This window comes from Rahnella ecdela, from assembly GCF_019049625.1.
In the GTDB taxonomy this organism is placed as follows: Bacteria; Pseudomonadota; Gammaproteobacteria; order Enterobacterales; family Enterobacteriaceae; genus Rahnella; species Rahnella ecdela.
This window is the reverse complement of sequence record NZ_JAFMOY010000118.1, coordinates 22,477-47,490: the sequence shown is the minus strand read 5'-3', so window position 1 is coordinate 47,490 and position 25,014 is coordinate 22,477. Positions and strand designations below refer to the sequence as shown.

The following is a 25,014-nucleotide window of genomic DNA, read 5'->3' as shown; positions in this document are numbered from 1 at the left end:
TTTGTTTTTCATATCAAGTCAGCGGGCTGAGTTTTTGGTGTATCTCGTTCATCCCTTTGATGTCTTTTTCTGAATAATACACGGTATTCAGCGCCTCAAACTGCTCGAGACGGGACAGGGCGTTAAAGGCCTGAGCAACATCAGTATGTGTATCAAATACCTCGTCGGTTCGGATCTTGTCTGTTCTGGCGGCTTTAATTTCCGCCCTGAGCCGGAGGATGATTAACTGATTACTGGAATACTGGTTTTCTAAATCGCCGGATGAAATTTTTGCTGTCACGCTGACCGGTCGCTCCGAAGTGCGCGCCGGAAAAGAGAGCGCATTTATTGACTGAATTGTCTGCGCTTCGGGCGAGCTGCATCCTGTCAAAATAAATGCCAGTAAAATCATGGTTTTCTTCACGCGTATTCCTGTCTGTTCTTTGAGTCTCAATCGTTGCGACGCATTTTAACAGGGCAAAACAGGGTGGCTGAACCGCGAGTTTGTTTAAATCTGGACGTAACAACGGTTGTTTTAAAACGTGAATTACAGTTTTCTGAAGCACCGACTGCACAGGCGCGGGAAGAAACAGACATGAAAAAACCCGTCAGGGGAAACGGGTTTTTGAAGGTTACGAGGGGAACTCGCGAGGTATCTGTAGGTTGCTACAGAGAGGTTCACTATACACGTCATGTGTGACGAAATTGTGTAGGAGAATTCTGTATCTCACTCAACCTGAGCGCGGGAATTGCCCTTTCTTCAGGCAATAAAAAAGGCCCGAAGGCCTTTTTTTCCGTACAAGACGGTTTACTTACGACCCAGCAGTAACCCGAGCACGACGCCAATTGCGCCAGCTGCGATCAGATCTGACAGGGGATTTTCTTTGATTTTCTCCGCGACGTCAGACACGACTTCACTGGCCTGAGCCGAGTATTTACGTGCTGCGCCTTTAATCTGGTGCTTAGGAGAATCAACAAAATCGCCAAATTGTTTCTGCGCTTCACCGGCAAGCTGGTTGCCTTTGTCTTCGAGCTTATCTGCCAGATGGTTTGCATCTGCATCGATATCATGTGATGACATGGTTTTCTCCTTTTGTTAACCGACTTTAAGCCTAGTCCATAAATTGATGCTCAGACTATTATTCCGCTTATTCCTAAAAGCTGCTGATTAAATGACCTGTTTCAGCGCGGTGACGGACACAGCACCACCGGTTCATCACGCGGCCAGGTACTGAGATCTATCCTGTCGGTCGCACGGAGTTCCCTGCCACTGAGCAGGTCAGAATAGGTTCGGTTAGCCAGCGAAGCGGGCAGCAGTATCTGCATATCCCATCCGTCTTCTGTCTGATTAAAATGGACTTTTTGCGTATCAAAAACCAGACGCGGTGCCGCGATAATTGCCGCATCGTCTCTGAAGGTTCGTGCAAATGCGATCACGTTTTTGGCGTGAACTCCCGCTGCGGTCAGCGCAACGTAATCACCCTGCAAAAACAACGCAGGTTTTTGCTGACGATAACGGGCGAGCACCGCAACGATATGTTGTTTCAGCTGTCCGCTCATCCAGGCGTTTTCATCGTCCCGCGGCGTTTTTTCATTATTCATCAGCAGCTTTTCCAGCTCATCAAAATCCGGCAGACGCCGGTTATCCGGATCCACCAGACTGAAATTGAGCAATTCGCTGCCCTGATAAATATCCGGTACGCCCGGTGCCACCATTTTGATCACCGTCTGCGTCAGACTGTTGACCAGTCCGGCGCGGATAAAAGGCCGGAGTGAGTGGTAAAAATCATTCAGAAAAACGTGATTGTCCGGCGAAAGCAGATGGCGCGTATAACCGAGCACCGCGTTTTCATAGTCATCGTTGCTGTCACCCCAGTTGGTGCGCAGTTTGGCTTCGCGCAGCGCTTTTTCCACGAAAAGCTGAAGCCTTTCATTAAGTTCTTGTAAACCTTCTGTGTCATCCGGGCGCAGCGTTGCCGGCCACGCACCGGCCAGCGCCTGATAAAGCATCCATGCGCCGGTCAGTTTTGGTGCCGGGCCGTCGGGCAATGTGACGACTCTGGACTGATTCATCTGATGCCAGCGGGTGACATTCTCAGCCCAGAGCTCCGGCGCTTCGGTCAGGGTAAACAGTCTGGCGCGGGCATCTTCGCCGCGTTTAGTATCATGAGTTGACGTGGTGGAAAGCGCTGCCGGTTGTTCTTCCAGACGCCGGATCATTTCCTGATGGAAGCGGTCGGGGGAGAATCTGCGCAGCAAAGGCTCGGCGCCCACTTCGTTCAGCGCGAGATCCATATGCTGTCGAAAGAACAGCGTGTCTTCCACGGATTTCGCCATCAGCGGGCCGGTCAGTTGCTGAAAGCGGGTGCGGAACAGACTGGCCTGACCGGATACGGCGGCCGTTGTCTGCGCAGAAAGAATGCGTGCCAGAAAATCGAGAATATCCACAGGCACGTCGAGTGCGGAGGTATTTATCTTTTCGATAATCTGATGCAGCAGTGTGGCGTCATCCGTGGTCAGCCCTAGGGATGTGCCGTAAGTGCGATACACCGGGAAGGCGATCAGCAATTCCCGCAGCGCCGCCCGCAGAGTATTGGCATCCCACGTGTGGCCTTCCACTTGTGCAATATTCAGCGCCAGCTGGCAAAGCGTGTTCAATTCCCCTTCGAAGTTTTTCTCGACCATCATCAGTTTGGCGGCGCGCAATTCTTCGCGCATATCCACCGGTTTGCCGACCACGTTTTCATACAGATTGCGCAGCACCGCGATGTTTTCATCTTCGACCAGCACATCGGAAAGCGCGGCGATAAATTCATAACCGGTAGTCCCGGAAACCGGCCAGTCAGCAGGCAGCCGCTCGCCTTCACCGAGGATTTTTTCCACCGTGATATAGCACTCCGCTCCGGCCTTTTCCCGCAGATGCTCAAGATAGGCTTTCGGATCGGCAAGACCGTCCACATGATCGACCCGCAACCCGTCCACCGCGCCGGAATGCACCAGCTCGAGGATTAGCCGGTGCGTATCATCAAACACCGCGTCATCTTCCACCCGCACACCAGCGAGGCCGGTAATTTCAAAAAAACGCCGGTAGGAGAGTTCACGCGGTGCATCCCGCCATGACATCAGCCGGTAGGACTGGCGCTCGTGTAAATCCGTTAATGCAGCAATATCCGCCGTGGTTTCACCGTTGGGACAGGTGTCTGGCGCAAGGGGATAGAATGCGTCGAAATATGCGAAAGCGGGCTGTCCGGTTTGGGGATCCGGTTTAATAGTGATTTCACCTTTTTTCAGCACGTCCTCAAACGTATCACCGAGAAACGGCAGGGTCAGACGCCGCGACCAGTCGATGTCAAAATGCCGCGCATAACGGCTTTTTTCGCCATGTTCAATCACGTCGCGCCACCACGGGTTTTCCAGCGACGCGGCCATATGATTAGGCACAATATCCAGGATCAGCCCCATTCCGGCAGACTTCAGCGCGCTCGACAGACGGTCAAATCCTTCGCGTCCGCCTAAAGTCGGATCAATTTCATTGGCGTCGGTAATGTCGTAACCGTGCGTCGAATCGGAGGTCGCGGTAAACACCGGCGAGGCATATAAGTGGCTGATCCCGAGTCGTTTCAAATAAGGGATCAGTGCCGCTGCTTTGTCAAAATCCATGCCATCGCGGAACTGAATTCGGTAGGTTGCAGCGGGTATATTCACGTTTATTCTCCCCGTGAAAGACGGACGATGATCGAGTCGGGTTCTGACGTTTCTGTCGCTTCGGGCCAGGCAAACAATGTTTCACCCGGTTGGTCCGGCAAAGGCTGCGCGGTTTTACCGAGATTTAGCATCAGTGAAAGTGTGCCCTGAGGGAATGTCCAGCTGACGGCGATAACGCCCTCAGAGGCCTGAATTATTTTGCCGACGTCACCCTGTGCAGGCGTCAGCAACGGCACCACATAATCCCGGCGCAGCGCGAGTAATGTGCGGGTAAAGGCCAGAGTGTCCGCGCCTTGCGGGCTGACGGGTTTCTGCCAGTCAAGTTTAGACATCCCGAAAGTTTTTGCGGCGTTAGGATCCGGCACGCTTTCATTGCCATATCCGCTGTGGCCTTCGAATTCCCTGGCGCGTCCTTCGCGGACGGCTTGCGCCAGCTGGCCTTCAAAATCGGTGAAAAACAGGAACGGATGGGTTTCGCCATATTCTTCGCCCATAAATAACAGCGGGATATGCGGTGAAAGCAGCAACGCGGAGAGCAGGATGCGCGTTTTGCGTTCTCCGGCCAGCGTGATGAGGCGGTCACCCTGCGCGCGATTGCCAATCTGGTCATGGTTTTGAATAAAATCGACAAAAGCGACCGGCGGCTGGCTGCTGCTCTTTTCCCCGCGAGGTTTGCCGCTTTGCGGGGAAATTTCGCCCTGATACGCGAACCCTTCGGCAAATGCACGGGCAGCCAGCGCGGCGGGATCGGTGGCAAAATCCTGATAGTAAGCGTGCGTTTCACCGGTGCTCAGAACGTGGACCGCGTTATGTAAATCGTCATTCCATTCGGCAGTAAACAGCGGCACATCGCCAGCGGCTGTGTACGGATGCAAGAAAGTGATATTGCGGCTGTCTTCGGTGGTCAGATGGACGGGACGGTCGGTGATGTCGGCGCGAATACGCCGGGCGATTTCCGGCAGAATGTGCGGCTCGGTGGCGTCTTTCATCTGATCGACGGCGTCAAAACGCAGTCCGTCGAGGCGATACTCTTTCAGCCAGTAAAGGGGTGCTTCCAGAATGTACTGACGCGCGCCTTCCTGATGATAGGCAATGCCCGCGCCCCAGGCGGTCTGGCGTTCAGCATCGAAAAACTGCGGCGCCAGCAAGGGCAGGTAATTGCCTTCCGGGCCAAAATGGTTGAGCACAATATCCAGCACCACGGAGATACCGTGACCGTGCGCTGCATCGACAAACGCCTTGAAATCATCCGGTCTGCCATAAGCCGAATGCGGCGCGTACAGTAAAACGCCGTCGTATCCCCAGCCGCGGTTGCCGCCAAACTGCGCCAGCGGCAACACTTCAATCATGGTGACGCCGGTTTCAGCGAGATAAGGCAGTTTTTCCATCGCCGCGCAAAACGTGCCCTGCGGGGTGAATGTGCCGACATGCAGCTCATAAATCACCGATTCTTCCCACGGACGTCCTGCCCAGTCAGCGTTTTGCCACAGATAGCTTTCTGATGACGTGACAAGCGATGGGCCGCTGACGCCCGCCTGCTGGCTACGCGAAGCAGGATCAGGTACCGCCATGCCGTCGGCCAGTACAAACTGGTACGCCTCACCGGCAGACACACCGGTAGCCACGGTCTCAAACCAGCCGTTTTCAGCGGCGGTCATTTGTGTATCTTTACCGGAAAGCCGCAGGGTGATTTTCGCCTGACCCGGTGCCCAGACCCGAAAGTGAACCGTACCGGCGGCAATGAAATTCGCCCCCCAGCTGGTGGTGAATGCGCTGAAATGCATCGCTTTACCTCGCGTAAAAATGGGCGTCAGAAGGTCAGTTAGCAAACGAATAATAATGATAGTCGAGGATGAAAAAGAGGTGAGCCTGACGGATATCCTTTCGGATAATCGTCCCCGGCAGAGAGGCCGGGGCGCGAAGGAACACTATTATGCGAACATCATGAGGAAGAGGTGAAAAATACCAGGGAAATAACGAAAGAGACGACAGTCCCGATGAGCAACATGCATTTGCTCGGTGTGAAGAACTTCTTGTTCTGATTGGCTTTATAGGCCTTGATTAATAACCACAGCATCACTATGCCAATGATAATAAATATTATGCCACCTGAAAGACTTGCGACGGGAGCCATATAAGTATCCTTCTCATCGGTAAAACCTGAATTATAGCTCAGCCTCAGAGAAGCGTTTTTAAGGTGATTATCAGCATTCATTTTCAAAGCGGACATCAGACGATAAGCCGGGGCCGGCCTGTCAGCGGCAACGCCGCATCCGGACTGTACTCATGATCCCGACCAAATGTATAATATATCACCGCGATAATGACGCGGCGGAATTACCTTTTTTGCAGTGACTTAAGTGAAATAGAACGTGTCTTTAAAAATGGATTTCATCCTCAAATAATAATCACACAATATCTAAGGGAATAAAATGAAGTTTCTCCATACTTTACTTTTCATGTTGTCAGTTGTGATCGCCGGACAGGCCAGTGCAGCAACAACCACACTGACCGATGTACTGGGAAATAAAATAACCTTAAATACCCCGGTAAAAAGAGCGGTATTAGGTTTCTACTTTGAAGATTATATGGCGGTGGGCGGTGAACAGGCGTTTGACCATATTGTCGGCATTTCCCGCGAAGCCTGGCACGGCAAAGTTCCGGCCAACTGGGATATGTATATTAAACACCGCCCGTCCATCGCCGACATCCCGGATATCGGCGAAATCGACCTGCACAATGTGTCACTGGAAAAAGTGATCAGCCTGAAACCGGATGTCGTCATTTTAGCCAGCTGGCAGTTCGCCGCCCTGAAGTATGAAGTCACGCAACTTCAAAACCTGAACATCCCGGTTGTTGTGCTCGATTACAACGACCAGACGGTTGAAAATCATGTGAAATCTACAGAAATCATCGGGATATTAACCGGCCAGACTGCGCGTGCGGATGAACTTGCCCGGCTTTATAAAAACAACATCACGCTGATTAAAGACAGGATCAAACAGGCAAACCTGCCTGAGCCAAAAGTCTACATTGAATTTGGTAATAAAGGTCCGGCAGAGTATTCATTTACCTACGGCGAAAATATGTGGGGGGTGATGCTGCGTCTCGCTGGTGGTGAAAATATAGCGGCACCTTTCGTTAAACAGTGGGGCGAAATCAATCCCGAGCAATTACTGGTCGCTAAACCTGATGTCATTTTTATTTCCGGCAGGGAAAATAATAAGGTTGATACTGCATTAGAAATGGGTATCGGCGTCAATGAAGCCACGGCGAGAACTAAGCTCAACGGATTCGCGCAACGTAACGGCTGGAGTTCATTACCGGCAATAAAGAATGGCAAACTTTTCGGCGTTTATCAGGGCGCATCGCGCACACTGGTTGATTTCACGATGGTACAGTTTATTGCTAAATCCCTTTATCCTGACTTATTTAAGGATATTGATCCTGTGAAAAACTATCACGATTATTATAAAAAATATCTGCCCGTCACGCCGGTGGGCACCTTTGCTTTATCGGCCAGCGGTGAGCAACCGTGATTGGGCTATTTGCTGATAATCAATTGCGGCGATACGTTGCGGTGACGGGATAATCATCCTGCCATCTTCAGACGCACCTTAACGAATAAGGTGCGTCTTTGCTTTTCAGGACTGCGGCTGCGTAAACATTGTCACCAGACTCTGCGGGGAGTCAGCACCGAATAATGTCACCAGAAGTTCCTGCGTTTCCACAGCAACTTTGGCGGTGCGCGGGAACAACTGTTTTTCGTATTCGAGAAGGGCGGCGCTAAAGTCGTCCGGATTTGCAGAAATGGATTTACCCAATTGCGCACCGTCAAACAGCGCGAGATTCGCCCCTTCGCCATTCGGTGCCATCAGATGTGCCGCATCGCCAATCAGGGTGACGCCGGGAACATGCTGCCATTCGTGCCCGTAAGGCAGTGAGTAAACCGGGCGGAAAGCCGGCGCAGTATCGCTTTCGGTTATCAGCGATAACAGTTCCGGTGCCCATCCTTCAAATTCAGCGGCGACTTCAGCCAGCGCCGCCTTCGCCGTGGTGCGGTCAATATTATCTATCCAATCCAGAGGCTTGTTCAGCGCCACGTACATATGCAATACGCCGTGAGGTTCGCTGTGTGCCAGAATGCCTTTGCCGGGAGCCACTGCAAACATAGAACCATCGCCGACCACCTTCGCGCCCGCCGCGTGATTTGTACCGGCTTCACGCAGCCAGATTTCCGCATAGATATTCCCGGTATAAGCCGGAACAGCCTCAGAAACGCACGGACGAACTTTTGACCATGTGCCGTCCGCGCCCACCAGAAGTTCGGTCGTGACCTCTGCTCCGTTTTCAAATTTTACAAGGTGTTGCCCGCCGCCGATGGCAGTGACGGACGTGACTTTATGCCTCCATTGCACAGTTCCGACGGGCAAAGATTCCAGCAGAATACGACGCAGTTCGCCACGCAACACTTCGGGGCGGTTGCCGGTTCCGTCATCATCTTCGGCAAAAAGCAGCGTGCCGTGTTTGTCGTACACTTTTGTGGCTTCACCGCCTGCATGGATAAGCCGGGTGAATTCCTCGTACAACCCTGCGTCTTTCAGCGCCAGCTGTCCGTTGTAATCATGAATATCCAGCATCCCGCCCTGAGAACGTGCCTCTGCCGAGTCATCTGCTTCATAAACCGTCGCCGCGATGCCGTGAACATGCAGCACTCTGGCAAGCATTAATCCGCCAAGCCCTGCGCCGATAATCGTGATGGGTTGAGTCATTTTGTTTCCTTAACAATGCTGAACAGGCGGGGATGTCGCCTGAGTTGATATATCAACATGCTTATCCTTTCGAGTTGATATGTCAACTCTGTGTGATAAACTGTGTCTATGAAAACTGAAAAATTAACCGATCAGGAACTCATGGCGTGGCGGGGTTTTCGCCGGATGGCCGAAGTGATTTCATCCAAAATTGCCAGCGAGTTACAGAAAGCGACCGGCATTTCCGGGCAGGATTTTGCCATTCTGGCTCTGCTGAAAGCGACCCGCCACGGAGAGCTCAGGCAGCGTGACATTCAGCAGTTTCTTGGCTGGGATAAAAGCCGTTTGTCACATCAGCTGAGCAGGATGGAAACCCGTGACGCCGTCATCCGGGAAAGTCGTCAGGGTAAAGGTGTCGTCGTACGTATTACCAAAGCGGGCACCGCGCTGATTGTTCAGGCGGAGCCGGTTCATGCCGCCGCCGTCAGGCAATATTTTCTGAATTTCCTGAACGCCGCGGATACCGGCGCACTGACTGAAATCGCCGGCAAATTGCGTAAGGGCATCGAGCCTGATGCCACTTATGAAGATTTTGATTAAGGCGTTATGTTCTCAGACATCCGCAGATTTTCAGGCATACCCGAACTCATAATTTGCGCCACCGTATATTTGAGTTGTTCGAGTACCTGTTCACGCGATGGCGAATTCATGTAATCCAGGTGCTGTAAATAAGGGCATGCCAGCGCTGCGATGACTTTATCCCCGTTGGCAAGTATTGGAACGGCAATATTATAAACGCCGACGGTTTGCTGGCTGGGCATCATTTCGTAGCCCTGCTGGCGGACCAGCGTTAACTGTTGTGCGAGTTCAGCGCTGATTGTACTGCCGGGATCTTCACTTTCGCGCAGCATAAACTCGCGCTCGTTGGCGGACGAGAAAGCAAGCATCACATGTCCTGAGCCGGTATTCAGCAGATCCATCCGCGAACCCGTGCGAATACCAAAACCCCAGTAACCTGGCGCATCAACCTGGGTGATAGCCGTCAGCGCGCCGCGATCGTAAACCACCAGATGACAGGCCTGTTTCGCCTCACGGGCAAACTCCCGCAGATACGGAAGGGCCTGCGTTGCCAGCCGGCGAAACGGTGAATGACGATTTCCCAGTTCAAAAATTTTCAACGACAGTTCGTACTGATCAACGCTGGTACGGATTACATATCCCCGGCGCACCAGACGGTCGAGCATGCGGTAAATTTCATTGGGCTTACGTCCCAGTACCTTAGCAATTTCCGCCTGTGAAATGCCCTCTTCGCGCCCCGCCAGCATCTCAATAATATCCAGCCCTTTATCAAGCGCCGGGGCACGATAGCGATCCTCCTGTCCTTCCTCGTCTTTATGGTCTTCCGCTTCTTGGCCACTCATTCTGCTTTTCCCCCTTACCTGTTCACCTGAACCGTTCAAATCTTATCATTTCTGTGAACTCATTCGAAATTTTACAGCAGGTAATATGGATTGTTGTGACGCTCATATATGAATTCAAAATTCATTAATGAGTAATGAAAACATTTCAGTTACATTAAATCCCATCTTAAGAAACAAACCAGTAATGGAGTGGAAACTTATTATGACCGCAGAAAAAGCCAGGAAAGTATTGATCACCGGCGCAGCTCAGGGCATTGGCCGCGCCTCTGCTTTGCGGCTGGCAAAGGCGGGCTTCCATGTCATCGCCAGCGATGTGAATCGGGAAAAACTCAGTGAGCTGCAAGGCGTGGAGAATATTCAGACCGAGGCTCTTGATGTGCTGGACCGGGCGGATATGGACGCGTTGATCGCACGGGTCGGCACGATTGACGTGCTGTTTAACTGTGCCGGAGTCGTACATAACGGCACGGTACAGACATGCCCGCGCAGTGATCTGGAGTTCGCCTGGCAACTGAATGTCTGCGCGCAATATGAGCTGATCCAAGCCGTGTTGCCTGGCATGTTGGCACAGCAGGAGGGCTGCATCATCAACATGGCCTCAGTGGCTTCCAGCATCAAAGGGGTGCCTGACCGCTTTGCCTACAGCGTGACGAAAGCCGCAGTGATTGGCCTGACAAAATCAGTCGCCGCTGATTACATCACTCAGGGTATTCGTTGCAACGCTATCTGTCCCGGTACGGTCGACAGCCCGTCGCTCCAGCAGCGTTTGCGCGCGCAGGGAGATTATGAAGCGGCACGTAAGGCCTTTATTGCCCGTCAGCCGATTGGCCGCATCGGTTCTCCGGAGGAGATAGCCGACCTGGTGCTGTATCTGGCAGACGCCAGTTTTACCACCGGTCAGGTTCATATCATCGATGGCGGCTGGGCTGCCTGAAAAACTCATTACACCGCGTAAGTTGGGGAAAACGGATGAAATTACTACGCTACGGTCCGGCTGGGCATGAAAGACCGGGTCTGGTTGATGATCAGGGGCGTATTCGCTCTCTCGCCGATCACATTAACGATATTGATGCTGCCGCACTCAGTGCGGAAAGTCTGGCCATGCTGGCGGCGCTGCCGGTGGAGCAGCTGCCGATAGTCACCGGTGAACAACGGATGGGGCCCTGCGTGGCGAACAGCCGGAAATTTATTTGTATCGGTCTTAACTATTCCGATCATGCCGCTGAAACGGGAGCGGTCGTCCCCCCTGAACCCATTATTTTTATGAAATCCCCTGACGCCATTGTGGGCGCTAATGACCCGGTCGAGATCCCGCGTAATTCTGTAAAAACAGACTGGGAAGTTGAGCTGGGCGTGGTCATCGGCAAAACCGCCAAGTATGTCGCGGAGGAAGAGGCGCTGGAGTATGTGGCGGGCTACTGCGTCATCAACGACCTGTCCGAACGCGCTTTTCAGCTGGAGCATCAGGGTCAATGGTGCAAGGGAAAGAGCTGCGACACCTTTGGTCCGACGGGCCCCTGGCTGGTGACACGTGATGAAGTGCCGGATCCTCAGAATTTGTCTATGTGGCTGGAGGTTGACGGGCATTGCTATCAGAACGGCTCCACGCAAACCATGGTCTACGGCGTCGCCTTTCTGATCGCATACCTTTCGAAATTTATGAGCCTGCACCCCGGCGACATTATTTCTACCGGCACACCGCCGGGCGTAGGCATGGGGCAGAATCCGCCGGTTTACCTGAAAGCGGGCCAGCATATTCGTCTTGGTATTGAAGGGCTGGGTGGACAGCACCAGGTCACTTACGCCGCTGATTAATTGTATTTTCGCCTCTTAGACCGCAGGAGCAGATGTTATATGGCCACCATTACGCACGTTGAAATTTTTATGGTTGAGCTACAGCCAAAAGTGAAGCGGGTTGATGCCATCCAGTCGTTTACTTGTCAGGAAACGCCCTTTGTCCGAATCACTGATGCTGATGGCGTGGTGGGTACGGGATACAGCTACACCATCGGGACCGGCGGACCGGCGATCATTTCATTGCTGGAAAGAACGCTGGCACCGGCGCTAATCGGAAAAGACGCCGAGCAGATTGAGAGCATCTGGCATGAACTCTCTTTCATGACGCACGCGACCACGGTGGGGCCTTTGACCGCGCTAGCGCTGGCGGCCATCGATATCGCGCTATGGGATTTGCGTTGTCATCGTGCCCGGTTGCCGCTGCACCTGATGGCGGGCGGGGCGCAAGAAAGTATTCCGTTGTACACCACCGAAGGGGGCTGGCTGCATCTTTCGCCTGCGGCGCTGGTGGATGATGCGGCGAAGGCGAAGGCATCTGGCTTTCAGGGATGCAAAATTAAAGTCGGTCGCCCGGTCAATGAGGATGTTGCCCGCCTGCGTGCGGTACGCGATGCCGTAGGAGATTCGTTTGAAATTTTCACCGATGCTAATCAGGCGTTTAGGGTAGACGAAGCCATTCGCCGGGCGCGGCGGTATGAAGAGCTGGATATCGGCTGGCTGGAAGAGCCACTTCCCGCCGATGATATCAGCGGGCATGTGCGCCTTTCGCAGCACAGTTCGGTGCCGATTGCCGTCGGAGAAAGTCTGTATAGCGCGCTGCACTTTCGCGAGTATTTACAGCAGGGTGCCTGTTCCGTGGTGCAGGTGGACGTGGCTCGCATCGGCGGCATCACCCCCTGGTTGAAAGTGGCGCACCTGGCAGAGTGTTTCAATGTGTCTGTTTGCCCACATTTCCTGATGGAGCTGCATGTTTCACTCTGCACCGCAGTACCTAACGCCCGCTGGCTCGAATATATTCCTCAGCTTGATGACCTGACCCATACCGGTTTGCGTATCGAAAATGGTCGGGCATTCCCCAGCGACCAGCCTGGTTTGGGTATTGACTGGAGTCAGCAGGCTATTGATGCGCACTGTGTTCCGGGATCGCGCCATGTCATCCGATAACGAGGACGTGAATGTCATGCGCAAACGTTATGACATGCAGGCTCTCACAGCCCTGAGTTACACACTGCTTTCCCGTGCAGGCATGCCTGATGATAAGGCCCGGGCGGTGGCCGATGTGCTGGTGCGTGGCGAAGGATTTGGCTCCACGACGCACGGCCTTGTGCTGCTGCCTGCCTACCTGCGTGAGATTCACCAGGGCGGTATGAACGTTGAAGGCGAACCGCGTGTTATTCAGGATTTTGCGGCATGTCTGACATGGGATGGTAACAAACTGCCGGGCCCATGGCTGGTTCAGCGGGCGGTCAGCGAAGCGATTGTCCGCGCGCAGCGCTATGGCACGGCAACGGTTTCTGTGCAAAACAGCCACCACGCTGCCTGTCTGAGCGCTTATCTTCAGGCTGCAACTGAACGCGGCTTTATCATTTTTATCTCCCTGACAGATCCGGGACACCGCAGCGTGGCGCCGTTTGGCGGTATCGGTGCGGTACTGACATCCAACCCCATCGCGCTGGGTGCGCCCACCAGTGGCGAGCCGATCCTCATTGATATGGCAACCTCGCTGGCAACCAATGCGACCGTGGCGCTTAAGCAGGCGGCAGGCGAACATTTTTCTTCACCCATATTGCAGGATGCGCAGGGGCAACCCAGCGGTGATCCCTCGCTGCTCACGGGTGATACGCCGGGTACGATTTTGCCGCTCGGCGGTACGGATGCAGGACATAAAGGCTATGCACTGGGGCTGATGGTGGAGATCCTCTCCGGTTGCCTGAGCGGGCGGGGCCGGGGCGAAGTTAATGAAGGCTGGAGCGCGGCCATTACTATTACCTTGCACTCGCCTGCCGCCATGGCAGGTAACGACGCTTATCTGAAACAAATTGACGCGTTGGTTCAGGCTTGCCACGACTCGCCGCCTAAACCCGGCATCAACCGCGTGAGATTGCCAGGTGAACGTGCTCTGGCGACGCTGGCTGAAGGGCAGCGAAACGGGCTCCCCTTATCCGAATCATTGATCGAAACGGTCAGCCAACTGGCGGCAGAACAGGGGCTCAGTATGCCTCTTCCCATCACCGGTCGCTGAAGTCCACACAGCTTTTATCACCGATACCAAGGAATACAGCTATGGTTCATACAATGAGAACTCCCCAAAAGGCGGGCGTCACAAAAGCCGTTGTCGCCTCTGTCATTGGTACGATTATTGAGTGGTTCGACTATGCGCTTTACGGTGCCGCTGCCGGGCTGATCATTAATCATATTTTCTTCCCCGAGTTGTCAGCGACCGCCGGGGTTCTGGCTGCGTTTGCCACCTTTGCCATCGGTTTCATAATGCGTCCTCTGGGCGGGGTCTTGATTTCACACTTTGGCGATCGTTTCGGGCGTAAGCCCGCGCTGATTTTTTCCATTTCCCTGATGGGAATAGGAACTGTCACGATTGGGTTGCTGCCGGGATATGCGCAGATCGGAATATTGGCCCCCATTTTACTGGTGCTGATGCGCATGGTGCAGGGATTCGGCGCCGGGGCTGAATATGCCGGTGCCGTTACGCTGGTCTACGAATATGCCCCTGTTCGTCTGCGCGGTTTTTTCACCGCGCTGCTGCAATCCTCAACGGTGGTGGGCATCCTGTTTGCCAGCCTGGCATTCCTCGGTGTTTCACAGCTTTCGGAAACGGATATCATCAGCTGGGGCTGGCGCATACCCTTCCTGTCTTCAGCCGTCTTGTTCGTCATTGCGCTGTATATTCGCCGGCAACTCGATGAAACCCCGGAATATTTAGAAGTGATGCAAAAGGCGGAGCAGGATAAGAAAGAGCATAAATTGCCGCTAAAAATGCTGATAACGCGCTATCCCCGGCAGCTGTTCTATGGTTTCCTGGCGGTCACCGGCCATAATGCCAATGTTTATATTCTCAGCGCATTCAGTCTGAGTTATATGACAAACACTTTAGGTATTGCGAAATCGCAAGCGCTGACGGCGCTGCTGATCTCTGCGTTATGCGGCGTAATCAGTGCGCCCATTATGGGATGGCTGTCGGATAAATTTGGTGCAGCAAAGATTTATATTCTGAGTGCGATTTTTACGGCGTTATTTGCGTGGCCGCTGTTTATTCTTCTGGACACAAAAAGTATGGAGTTGATCACTCTGGGAATGAGTGTTGGCTTCATTGTGGGTTTTGGTGGTATGGCTGGCCCGCAGGGATTACTGCTGGCGAAAATCTTCCCAACAGAATACCGTTTCTCGGGGATCAGCGTGGCGCGTGAACTCAACAGCATGCTTATCGCCGGACCTACGCCCCTGATTTGTGCATTATTGGTCCAGTATGCGCACGGCAGTTCCCATTATGTTTCGGGTTATCTGGCTCTCTGTTGTTTGATTACCGTCTTTGCTGTTATAAAGCTCGCAAGTTACGCCAACACATCGCTTGAAACTTCCGCAGAAGCGGTGCGAAGTCAGATTGTTTAGCTAACTAAACCGCCCGATAGACAGTTTGCTCTCATCTCAGCATTATGGCGTCACTGTCAACCACCGCATTCCCGTTCTTCGGGCGGCTTCAAGGTAAACGTTTGTTGATCAAGATATATTACCGGCTTGTTGTATTTTGGATGCTCCGGGAATGTACGAATTTAATCTTATCTTGCTGCTGTTACAGCAAATGTGCGTGTTTTTGGTGATCGCCTGGCTGATGAGCAAAACGCGGTTATTTATACCGCTGGTTCAGGTCACGGTGCGCCTTCCGCACAAGCTTTTGTGCTATATCACGTTTTCCATTTTTTGCATTATGGGCACCTATTTCGGGCTGCATATCGAAGATTCGATTGCCAATACTCGTGCGATCGGCGCGGTGATGGGCGGATTGCTCGGCGGGCCGGTGGTCGGCGGATTAGTCGGTCTGACCGGCGGGATCCACCGTTATTCGATGGGCGGCATGACGGCGCTGAGCTGCATGGTGTCGACCATCGCCGAAGGATTACTGGGTGGTCTGGTGCACAGCGTATTCATTAAACGCGGACGCATCGACAAGCTGTTTAATCCGCTGGTGGCGGCGGCCGTGACGTTCGTCGCCGAAATGCTGCAAATGCTGATCATCCTGCTTATTGCCCGTCCGTTTAACGATGCGCTAAATCTGGTCGGCAGCATTGCCGCGCCAATGATGGTGACCAATACCCTCGGTGCGGCGATGTTTATGCGTATTCTGCTGGATAAGCGGGCGATGTTCGAAAAATACACCTCGGCGTTTTCGGCGACGGCGCTGAAAGTCGCGGCCTCGACCGAAGGGATTTTACGGCGCGGATTCAATGAAGAGAACAGCATGAAAGTGGCGCAGGTGCTGCTGAAAGAGCTGGATATCGGCGCGGTGGCGATTACCGACCGCGAGAAATTGCTGGCCTTCACCGGCATCGGTGACGATCACCATCTGGTCGGCAAACCGATAGCTTCGCAATATACCTGGCGCGCCATCGAGAACGATGAAGTGGTGTACGCCGACGGCAACGAGCTGCCTTACCGCTGTTCTCTGCATCCCAACTGCAAGCTGGGTTCGACGCTGGTGATCCCGCTGCGTGGCGAGAATCAGCGGGTGATCGGCACCATCAAATTATACGAAGTCCGCAACCGGCTGTTCAGTTCCATCAACCGCACGCTGGGAGAGGGCATTGCTCAGCTGTTGTCGGCGCAGATCCTCGCCGGTAAATTCGAACAACAAAAAGCGCTGCTGGCGCAGTCTGAAATCAAGCTGCTGCACGCGCAGGTAAATCCTCATTTTCTGTTTAACGCGCTGAATACGCTGATGGCGGTGATCCGCCACGACAGTGATAAGGCCGGGCAACTGGTGCAGTATCTCTCAACGTTCTTTCGCAAAAATCTCAAACGCTCTTCCGAAGTCGTCACACTGGCGGATGAACTGGAGCATGTGAATGCCTATCTGCAAATCGAACTGGCCCGGTTTTCGTCCCGGCTTAACGTGGATTTACAGGTGCCTGATGAGTTCTCTTTTCACAAACTTCCCGCATTTACTCTGCAACCGCTGGTGGAAAACGCCATCAAACATGGAACGTCTCAGTTGCTGAGCGATGGCAATATTATTATTCGTGCCTACAGTGAGGGCCAGACAGTGATCGTCGAAGTGGAAGATAACGCCGGTTTGTATCAGCCTGAAGAAAACAGTGACGGACTGGGCATGAACCTGGTGGATAAACGTTTACGGGCACGGTTCGGGGAGGATTACGGTATTACCGTCAGCTGTAAACCGGATGATTTCACGCGTATTACGCTACGTCTGCCTGCGGAGGGCGCGCCATGTTAAGAGTGCTGATTGTTGATGATGAGCCGATGGCGCTGGAGAATCTGCGTTTACAGCTTCAGGATGAAAGTGACATAGAGATCGTCGGCGAGTGTTCCAACGCCATAGAAGCGATCGGCGTGATCCACAAAATCCGTCCGGACGTGGTGTTTCTGGATATTAATATGCCGCGTATCAGCGGACTGGAAATGGTCGGAATGCTCGATGAGCAACATCGCCCGCATATCGTTTTTCTGACCGCATTTGAGGAATATGCGGTGCAGGCATTTGAACAGTGTGCGTTCGATTATCTGCTCAAGCCCATTCAGACCGCGCGCTTACAGAAAACGCTGGCCAGATTGCGGCTGGGTTTTCAGGAACAGGATATTACGCCGTTGCCGCAGTACCAGCAGCCGCTGAAGTTTATTCCCTGCCTGAGCAGCAACCGTATCTGGCTGTTGCAGCTGGAAGATGTGGCCTTTGTCAGCAGCCGGATTGGCGGCGTGTACGTGACCGGGCAGGATGGCAAAGAAACGTTTACGGAACTGACGCTGCGTACGCTGGAAGTTCGCACGCCGTTGTTACGTTGTCACCGGCAATATCTGGTGAATATGGATTATCTGAAGGAAATCCGCCTGGAAGATAAAAATCAGGCGGAACTGTTGCTGCGCGATGGTCAGATTGTGCCGGTCAGCCGTCGTTATCTGAAATCGTTAAAAGAGACGGTGGGGCTGTAAACGCCACCGTTTTTTCAGAGTGGGCTGACGGGGCGCAGCCTGGCAAAGGCTTCGCGGATTTGGGTTTCAGGCAGCTGCATACCGATGAACACCAGTGCGCTGCGCGGCGTTTCGTCAGGCTGCCACGGGCGATCCCAGTCGGCGCTGTACAGGCGCTGCACGCCCTGAAACAGCAGGCGGTCAGGCTTATCTTCTATCCACAACATGCCTTTATAGCGCATCAGATTGTCGGCAAAACTGGCCAGCAGTTCTTCCATCACCTGCGATATTGCCGTCAACGCCACCGGATAATCCAGCTCCACCACAATCGAGGACACGGCGTTTTGCTGTGGCGTGACACGGTGGAACAGCGGTTTTGCAGCGACCACGTTTTCTTCGAGCATAAATCCGCGGGTATCGAACAACAGCGCCGTATCGATATCGCCCTGCACCATTTTATATACCGGCGCACGGGCATTAATGCGTTGCAGCCGTTCTGTCAGTTCCGGGCATTCACCGGATACATCGGTTTTGGTCAGCAGAATGCGATCGGCATAACCAATCTGCGACTGTGCCAGCGGGAACTGATCAAGCTGAGACATGGCATGCACGGCATCGACCAGCGTGATAACGCCGTCTAACATATATCGCTCGCAGATCACTTCATGGGCGAAAAATGCCTGCAGGATCGGGCCGGGATCGGCCATACCGGTGCATTCAATCATCAGGCGGTCAAACTGCACTTCGCCTTTGTCCACACTGTCGAGCAAATCCAGCAGCGCCGCTTCCAGCTCCCCCGAACGGGTGCAGCAAATGCAACCGTTGGATAAAGTGGTGATGCGTGTGGCGCGGTCGCCAATCAGCTGATTGTCGATGGGCATTTCGCCAAATTCATTCTCGATCACCGCAATTTTCATCTCCTGCTGGGTATGCAAAATCTGGCGCAAGAGCGTGGTTTTTCCGGCACCCAGAAAGCCGGTTAATACTATGACTGCAATCGGTGTCATGCTTGTTTTCCTCATAACGACAGTTTCCTCTTAACAACAGCGCATGCCGCCTTTCCCGTCACCGCCGTAACGCGCCTGCTGGCGTTCGCGGAAAAACTCTTCATAGGTCATCGGCGTGGTGTCCGGGTGATTGGTCTGCATATGCAGAACATAGGTGTCGTAATCCGGTATGCCCACCAGCATACGTGCGGCCTGACCGAGGTATTTCTTCGCCGCACCTAAGTTGTCAAACATACTTACTCCTTTGAATTTTTTGGAAAAGCCCCGCGTTTGCGGGGCTTTCTGGCGAGCGGTTAGTGACCGGAGACGGTTTTTATCCCTTCCGCCGGCACCGGCACATAAGGCGTTTCCTTATCGGTACGTTTGTCGGTTTTACGTGCCTGAAGGCAGGCGCGGATGCCGTAGAAAATGATGCTGTACACAACAATCAGGAACAGAATACTCAGCCCGGCGTTGGTGTAATTGTTGATAACAATATGGTGCATATTGCTGATCTGTTCCGGCGTCAGGTCAGCGCCACCTGCGCTGATGCGCGCTTTGTACTGACCGGCCATGTAGAAGAAACCTTCCATCTGCGCATTAGAGCTGAACAGTTTCAGACCCAGCGCCCAGGTGGTGCAAATCAGCAGCCAGATGGCAGGCACCATCGTGACCCAGATGTACTTGGTGCGTTTCATCTTGACCAGAACCACGGTGGCGAGGATCAGCGCGACGGCAGCCAGCATCTGGTTCGAAATCCCGAACAGTGGCCACAGGCTTTTCACGCCGCCCAGAGGATCGACCACGCCCTGATACAACAGATATCCCCACAGCCCGACACAACCGGCTGTGCCGATAATCCCGGCGACCAGCGAATCAGTTTTTTTCAGGAACGGCACAAAGTTACCCAGCAAATCCTGCAACATAAATCGGCCGGAACGTGTACCGGCGTCCAAAGCTGTCAGGATAAAGAGCGCCTCAAACAGAATGCCGAAGTGATACCAGAAGCCCATATCCGCCAGCGGCATGATTTTGTGAAACACATGCGCAATCCCGACGGCAAGCGTCGGTGCGCCACCCGCACGGTTAAGTACGGAAGGTTCGCCGATGTCTTTGGCGGTCTGCATAATCTGTTCAGGCGAAATCACAAATCCCCATGAACTGACCGTCGCCGCGGCGTGTGCCGTGACGTCTTTCAGCTGGGCCAGGATCATCGGCGCATTATCGCCGCCCAGTTCGTGCAGGTTTGGCATGGTGATGCCGAGTCCGGCGGGCGGGGTATTCATCGCAAAGTACAGACCCGGTTCGATAATCGATGCCGCGACCAGCGCCATCACCGCCACGAAGGATTCCATCAGCATCGCGCCGTAACCGATAAACCGCGCATCGGTTTCGCAGGCCAGCAGTTTAGGCGTGGTGCCGGAAGCAATCAGCGCGTGGAAACCGGACACCGCACCGCAGGCAATGGTAATAAACAGGAACGGGAACAGCGCGCCTTTCCACAACGGACCTGTGCCGTCGATGTACTGCGTCAGCGCAGGCATTTTCAGTTCAGGATTGAGGATCACAATCCCGATTGCCAGCCCGACAATAACGCCGATTTTCAGGAAGGTCGCCAGATAGTCACGCGGTGCCAAAATCAGCCAGACCGGCAGCAGGGCGGAAACAAACGCATAACCAATCAGCGTAAAGGTGATGGTGGTGTCTTTGAACGTCAGCGCCGGACCCCAGAACGGATCGCTCGCGATAACGCCGCCGAAATAGATGGCAGCGACCAGCAGGATCACCCCAATCACCGAGATTTCACCTACGCGTCCCGGTCGGATAAAGCGCATGTAGATGCCCATAAACAGCGCAATCGGCACCGTTGAGCACACGGTAAACACGCCCCACGGGCTTTCCGCCAGCGCTTTCACCACGATAAGTGCCAGCACCGCCAGAATAATAATCATGATCAGGAAACAACCGAACAGTGCGATAGTGCCCGGCACCGGCCCCATTTCTTCTTTGATCATCTCGCCCAGAGATGCACCGTTACGGCGAGAAGAAATGAACAGCACCATAAAGTCCTGCACCGCACCGGCCAGAACCACACCCGCCAGCAGCCACAGCACGCCCGGCAGATAACCCATTTGCGCAGCAAGTACCGGACCGACTAACGGACCGGCACCGGCGATGGCGGCAAAATGGTGGCCGAACAGCACATTGCGGTTGGTCGGCACATAGTTCAGGCCGTCATTGTTGATAACCGCCGGTGTCGCGCGCGAAGGGTCAAGTTTCATGACCTTTTGCGCGATATACAGGCTGTAATAACGATAGGCCACCAGATAGACCGACACCGAGGCCACCACTATCCATAAGGCGCTGATTTGTTCGCCGCGCCGCAGGGCGACGACGCCAAGACAGCAGGCACCGAGAAGAGCCACAATCATCCACGGTATGTGCCTGAGTAATGTTTGTTTATTCATAAATAACCCGGTTATTTTGAAAAAATGACGAAATACCCCTCTCTGTTTTCTTTATTAAGGACTGCTGTCAGAGAGCGGAGAACCTGTTGATTTGTGCATGTTTGTTACGCACGTTTATTGCGCATATAGGGTGTCAAATTCCTAACGCCAGAGGGCGGAAACTTGGTCAGCGGTCACAGTGAGAGATAAGCGGTTATTAGGCGGGATGAACGGTTCAGGGGAAAAGTACGGGAAGAAAATCTGTGAGTTAGATCACCGGGCAGATCAGGCCAAAAGCCCGGTCACTCCTGATGGACTGACCGGCGGGGAGGGGTTAATTCCCCATTTTCAATGCCTCCATCACCAGTGAAAATGCCGGCGAATGCTGTTTTCTGCTTGGGTAATAAAGGTAATAACCGGGGAAAGGCCGGCAATAAGGTTCCAGAAACCGAATCAGACGCCCTTGTGCAATATAGGGCTCGAACTCTTCTTCCGGTAAAAACGCGATCCCCAGCCCGGCTAATGCCGCGTCGACCATCGGTGCAGAAGTATTGAATGTCAGCTGTCCGTTAACACGCACATTGACCGGCCCCTCATCGTTATCGAACTCCCAGACATACAGCCCGCCTGACGTCGCCATCCGCATATTCATGCAGTTATGTTGCAGCAAATCCTGCGGCGTCAGGGGGAGGGTGTGTGTGAGCAAATACTCAGGCGATGCCACCGCGGCCATGCGCAGCTGAGGGGTTATCGGCATGGCAATCATATCTTTATCGATGGTGTCACCGAGTCGCACACCTGCGTCAAACCGGTCTGCGACAATGTTGCGAAAACCGTGGTTGGCATCGAACTCCAGTTTTATCTCGGGATATTCGCGCAGCAGTGCGGATAATTTCGGTAACAGAATCGTTGAAAGCACATGCGGGCCGCAGGTGATTCGCACGGTGCCTGCTGGCTTGTCGCGCATTTCTGTCAGCATATCGAGTTCCGCTTCAATCTCATCAAAACGGGTGCCGATGGCCTGCAATAACCGCTCGCCTGCCACCGTCGGTGAAACATTTCGCGTGTTCCGCGTCAGCAGGCGGATGTCCATGCGGTTTTCCAGCGCGGTAATGGTCTGGCTGAGGGCGGGTTGCGTCACTCCCAGCTGCGCTGCCGCGCGGGTGAAATTGCCTTCGCGGGCAACGGTTACAAACGCAATAAGGTCATTGAGATTACGTTTCATCGGACCTTCCTCAATTCGATTAATAAGCTGAGCTTATAACCCCATTCAGTATTCATAAGCTGGTAAGAATATACCCTTCGTGTAGAATTTTTGGCAAGCCGGAATACGAAATAACCGGAATAAAACCCTCCGTTTTATGACGTCAACTTTCTGATATTAGACTTTTTATTCCCAGGAATGAGAAGCGGAACCGGCTTGCCAAAAATTCATCCTGCGAACGATAAAAAGGAACCGCGAGTGACGACAGCAGTACAGAAAAGTGTAGTGAACACCCAAACCTCCGCGCACTGGAACGGGGTATGGGCAATAACGATGTGCGTATTTGCGCTAGTGGCCTCGGAGTTTATGCCGGTGAGTCTGCTGTCACCTGTTGCCCGCGATCTGGGTGTCAGCGAAGGGCTGGCCGGGCAGGGGATCGCCATCTCAGGCGGCTTTGCAGTAATTACCAGTCTGTCGATTTCCCGGCTGGCGGGTAACGTCAACCGCAAGGCGCTGCTTTTAGGGCTGACGCTTTTGATGGCCTTTTCCGGCGGGCTGATTGCTTTAGCGCCCGGCTATACGACGTACATGACCGGACGCGCACTGATTGGCGTGGCCATTGGCGGATTCTGGTCAATGTCAGCTGCTGTCGCTATGCGGCTGGTTCCGCAGGATCAGGTTCCTCGCGCATTGGCGATTTTTAACGGCGGCAATGCACTGGCTACTGTGATTGCCGCACCGCTGGGCAGTTATCTGGGGGGCGTCATTGGCTGGCGCGGAGCCTTTTTGTGTCTCGTCCCCGTCGCGCTGATCGCCTTTATCTGGCAGTGGATCAGCCTGCCTTCTATGGCGCCGGAAAGCAGGAAAAATTCTGCAGGGAACGTTTTTCGGTTATTCAAAAATCCTTTAGTGCTGGCGGGTATGGCTGCGTGCGGGATTTTCTTTATGGGGCAGTTTGCGCTGTTTACCTATATCCGCCCGTTCCTGGAAACCGTCACACGGGTCAGTGCAGAGATGCTGTCCCTCATTTTGCTGGCGATTGGCGTCGCGGGTTTTGCCGGGACATTACTGATCGGCACGTTTCTGAATAAGCGTTTCTATCTCACGCTCATGGTGATCCCACTGCTGATGGCCTTCATCGCCATCATGCTGATGGTTCTTGGCCATTCGTCCGGGATCGTGATCATTCTGCTGGCGTTATGGGGGCTGGTGGCAACGGCAGCACCGGTCGGCTGGTGGTCCTGGGTGGCGAGAACCTTCCCCAATAATGCCGAAGCCGGGGGCGGGCTGATGGTCGCTGTGGTGCAACTGTCGATTTCGCTGGGTTCGACCTTAGGCGGAGTCGCCTTTGACCATATCGGCTGGCAAAGCACGTTTATTGTCAGCGCCGCATTGCTGGTACTGGCGTCCGGACTGACGTTTATCACTTCCCGCAATGACCATTGACCACACAAGTATTTTTAACCGGACGAACTGATGTCCATTCACCGAAATACCTGATTAAGGATAATTCCATGAGAGTGTTTACGATGTTATTAGGGCTGCTGGTCAGCTCGTTCGCTGCCACGGCTGCCGATATGTCTGAAGGTGCAGATAACTTTTATAAAAGCGATAAAGTGATGCTGCAAAAAGTGACGTTTAAAAACCAGTATCAGATGAATGTGACCGGGAGTCTTTTTATCCCGAAAGGCATGAATGAAAGTGCGAAAAACGCGGCCATTATCGTCGGGCATCCGATGGGGGCGGTGAAAGAACAAAGCTCCAGTTTGTATGCGCAAAAGTTAGCTGAGCAGGGGTTTGTCACGCTGGCGATAGACATCTCTTTCTGGGGCGAAAGCGAAGGTAAACCGCGCAATGCTGTCGCACCGGATATCTATGCAGAGGATTTCAGCGCGGCTGTGGATTACCTCGGCACGCGCCCGTTTATCGACAGAAACCGCATCGGGGTGCTGGGAATTTGTGGCAGCGGCAGTTTCGTTATCAGTGCGGCGAAAATTGATCCGCGCATGAGAGCGATTGCGACGGTCAGCATGTATGACATGGGGGCGGCGAATCGTCACGCGCTCAATAATTCGTTAACCCTTGCGCAGCGTAAACAAGTCATTGCTGAGGCAGCGGAGCAACGCTATACCGAATTTACCGGCGGTGAAACGAAATATACCAGCGGGTCGCCGCATAAAATTGATGAAAATTCTTCACCCATTGAGAAAGAGTTTTACGATTTCTATCGCACGCCGCGCGGCGAGTTTACGCCAGCAGGATCAACTTCTGCACTGACGACGCACCCGACGCTGACCAGCAACGTAAAATTCATGAACTTCTATCCTTTCAACGATATTGAGACTATTTCGCCGCGTCCGATGCTTTTTATCACCGGTGATCAGGCACATTCAAAAGAATTCAGTGAAGATGCCTATAAACGTGCGGGCCAGCCGAAAGAGTTGTACATCGTACCGGGTGCCGGTCATGTCGATCTTTACGACCGCACCGATCTGATCCCCTTTGCGAAACTGACCGCGTTCTTTAACGAAAACCTGAAATAACCCCCGCCGGTTATCAACAGTCCGG

22 protein-coding genes are annotated in these 25,014 nt (G+C 53.5%); 11 read left to right on the top strand and 11 right to left on the bottom strand.

Annotated features, from left to right (window positions below):
• Positions 1-13 precede the first annotated feature (13 nt).
• The 5 genes from J1784_RS07665 to J1784_RS07645 form a co-directional block, all read right to left on the bottom strand.
• A complete protein-coding gene (locus tag J1784_RS07665) occupies positions 14-391 on the bottom strand; it encodes a hypothetical protein (protein WP_217148688.1) in 378 nt (125 codons plus the stop codon).
• 396 nt (positions 392-787) lie between these two features.
• Positions 788-1,060, bottom strand: coding sequence for a DUF883 family protein (locus J1784_RS07660; protein ID WP_217148687.1), 273 nt, complete (start codon positions 1,058-1,060; stop codon positions 788-790).
• A gap of 101 nt (positions 1,061-1,161) precedes the next feature.
• Positions 1,162-3,684: a malto-oligosyltrehalose synthase gene (treY, locus tag J1784_RS07655; protein WP_217148686.1), complete on the bottom strand. Its 2,523-nt coding sequence runs from the start codon at positions 3,682-3,684 to the stop codon at positions 1,162-1,164.
• Positions 3,685-3,686: 2 nt separating this feature from the next.
• Entirely contained in the window at positions 3,687-5,468 is a 1,782-nt protein-coding gene (gene treZ / locus J1784_RS07650; protein WP_217148685.1) for a malto-oligosyltrehalose trehalohydrolase, read from the bottom strand.
• A 158-nt stretch (positions 5,469-5,626) separates the two neighbouring features.
• Positions 5,627-5,914 carry a hypothetical protein gene (locus tag J1784_RS07645; protein WP_238485441.1) on the bottom strand — a complete coding sequence of 96 codons (288 nt, stop codon included), beginning with the start codon at positions 5,912-5,914 and terminating at the stop codon, positions 5,627-5,629.
• 202 nt (positions 5,915-6,116) lie between these two features.
• On the opposite strand from J1784_RS07645, the gene J1784_RS07640 reads away from it, so the two are divergent.
• On the top strand, positions 6,117-7,223 hold the full coding sequence (locus tag J1784_RS07640) for an ABC transporter substrate-binding protein (protein WP_217148684.1): 1,107 nt from the start codon (positions 6,117-6,119) through the stop codon (positions 7,221-7,223).
• A 105-nt stretch (positions 7,224-7,328) separates the two neighbouring features.
• On the opposite strand, the gene J1784_RS07635 is transcribed toward J1784_RS07640, so the two are convergent.
• Positions 7,329-8,456, bottom strand: a complete 1,128-nt coding sequence (locus J1784_RS07635) for an FAD-dependent oxidoreductase (RefSeq protein WP_217148683.1) — start codon at positions 8,454-8,456, stop codon at positions 7,329-7,331.
• 108 nt (positions 8,457-8,564) lie between these two features.
• Here J1784_RS07635 and J1784_RS07630 point away from each other — a divergent pair, with 108 nt between their 5' ends.
• Positions 8,565-9,035, top strand: a complete 471-nt coding sequence (locus J1784_RS07630) for a MarR family winged helix-turn-helix transcriptional regulator (RefSeq protein ID WP_217148682.1) — start codon at positions 8,565-8,567, stop codon at positions 9,033-9,035.
• Here the strand turns inward: J1784_RS07630 and J1784_RS07625 are convergent.
• The gene (locus tag J1784_RS07625) at positions 9,032-9,856 is read right to left on the bottom strand and encodes an IclR family transcriptional regulator (protein ID WP_217148681.1); all 825 of its coding nucleotides are present in this window, start codon (positions 9,854-9,856) and stop codon (positions 9,032-9,034) included. The two genes, J1784_RS07630 and J1784_RS07625, sit on opposite strands and share 4 nt — an antisense overlap.
• A 202-nt stretch (positions 9,857-10,058) precedes the next feature.
• Between J1784_RS07625 and J1784_RS07620 the strand changes: the two genes are divergently transcribed.
• The 7 genes from J1784_RS07620 (at position 10,059) to btsR (ending at position 17,830) form a co-directional block, all read left to right on the top strand.
• Positions 10,059-10,790 (top strand): SDR family oxidoreductase, encoded by a 732-nt coding sequence (locus J1784_RS07620; RefSeq protein ID WP_217148680.1) that lies wholly within the window; start codon positions 10,059-10,061, stop codon positions 10,788-10,790.
• Positions 10,791-10,825: 35 nt separating this feature from the next.
• Positions 10,826-11,671 (top strand): fumarylacetoacetate hydrolase family protein, encoded by an 846-nt coding sequence (locus J1784_RS07615; protein ID WP_217148679.1) that lies wholly within the window; start codon positions 10,826-10,828, stop codon positions 11,669-11,671.
• Positions 11,672-11,710: 39 nt separating this feature from the next.
• Positions 11,711-12,817, top strand: a complete 1,107-nt coding sequence (locus tag J1784_RS07610; protein ID WP_217148678.1) for a mandelate racemase/muconate lactonizing enzyme family protein — start codon at positions 11,711-11,713, stop codon at positions 12,815-12,817.
• Positions 12,804-13,895 (top strand): Ldh family oxidoreductase, encoded by a 1,092-nt coding sequence (locus J1784_RS07605; protein ID WP_217148677.1) that lies wholly within the window; start codon positions 12,804-12,806, stop codon positions 13,893-13,895. Before J1784_RS07610 ends, J1784_RS07605 begins: the two co-directional genes overlap by 14 nt.
• 41 nt (positions 13,896-13,936) lie before the next feature.
• On the top strand, positions 13,937-15,277 hold the full coding sequence (locus J1784_RS07600; protein ID WP_217148676.1) for an MFS transporter: 1,341 nt from the start codon (positions 13,937-13,939) through the stop codon (positions 15,275-15,277).
• Positions 15,278-15,428: 151 nt separating this feature from the next.
• Complete coding sequence (locus tag J1784_RS07595; protein ID WP_217148675.1) at positions 15,429-17,117, top strand: sensor histidine kinase; 1,689 nt, start codon at positions 15,429-15,431, stop codon at positions 17,115-17,117.
• Complete coding sequence (gene btsR, locus J1784_RS07590; protein WP_217148674.1) at positions 17,111-17,830, top strand: two-component system response regulator BtsR; 720 nt, start codon at positions 17,111-17,113, stop codon at positions 17,828-17,830. Before J1784_RS07595 ends, btsR begins: the two co-directional genes overlap by 7 nt.
• Before the next feature lie 14 nt (positions 17,831-17,844).
• Here btsR and yjiA read toward each other — a convergent pair whose 3' ends face one another.
• The 4 genes from yjiA to J1784_RS07570 all read right to left on the bottom strand — a co-directional run bounded on the left by yjiA (position 17,845) and on the right by J1784_RS07570 (position 22,467).
• The gene (yjiA, locus tag J1784_RS07585) at positions 17,845-18,816 is read right to left on the bottom strand and encodes a GTPase (protein ID WP_217148673.1); all 972 of its coding nucleotides are present in this window, start codon (positions 18,814-18,816) and stop codon (positions 17,845-17,847) included.
• Positions 18,817-18,846: 30 nt separating this feature from the next.
• Positions 18,847-19,050, bottom strand: a complete 204-nt coding sequence (locus tag J1784_RS07580; RefSeq protein WP_014341854.1) for a YbdD/YjiX family protein — start codon at positions 19,048-19,050, stop codon at positions 18,847-18,849.
• 59 nt (positions 19,051-19,109) lie between these two features.
• Positions 19,110-21,263: a carbon starvation CstA family protein gene (locus tag J1784_RS07575; RefSeq protein ID WP_217148672.1), complete on the bottom strand. Its 2,154-nt coding sequence runs from the start codon at positions 21,261-21,263 to the stop codon at positions 19,110-19,112.
• Positions 21,264-21,576: 313 nt separating this feature from the next.
• Positions 21,577-22,467 carry a LysR family transcriptional regulator gene (locus J1784_RS07570; RefSeq protein ID WP_217148671.1) on the bottom strand — a complete coding sequence of 297 codons (891 nt, stop codon included), beginning with the start codon at positions 22,465-22,467 and terminating at the stop codon, positions 21,577-21,579.
• 237 nt (positions 22,468-22,704) lie between these two features.
• Here J1784_RS07570 and J1784_RS07565 point away from each other — a divergent pair, with 237 nt between their 5' ends.
• Positions 22,705-23,892, top strand: a complete 1,188-nt coding sequence (locus J1784_RS07565) for an MFS transporter (RefSeq protein ID WP_338019900.1) — start codon at positions 22,705-22,707, stop codon at positions 23,890-23,892.
• Between the two features lie 68 nt (positions 23,893-23,960).
• Entirely contained in the window at positions 23,961-24,989 is a 1,029-nt protein-coding gene (locus J1784_RS07560) for an alpha/beta hydrolase (protein WP_217148669.1), read from the top strand.
• Positions 24,990-25,014: the final 25 nt, after the last annotated feature.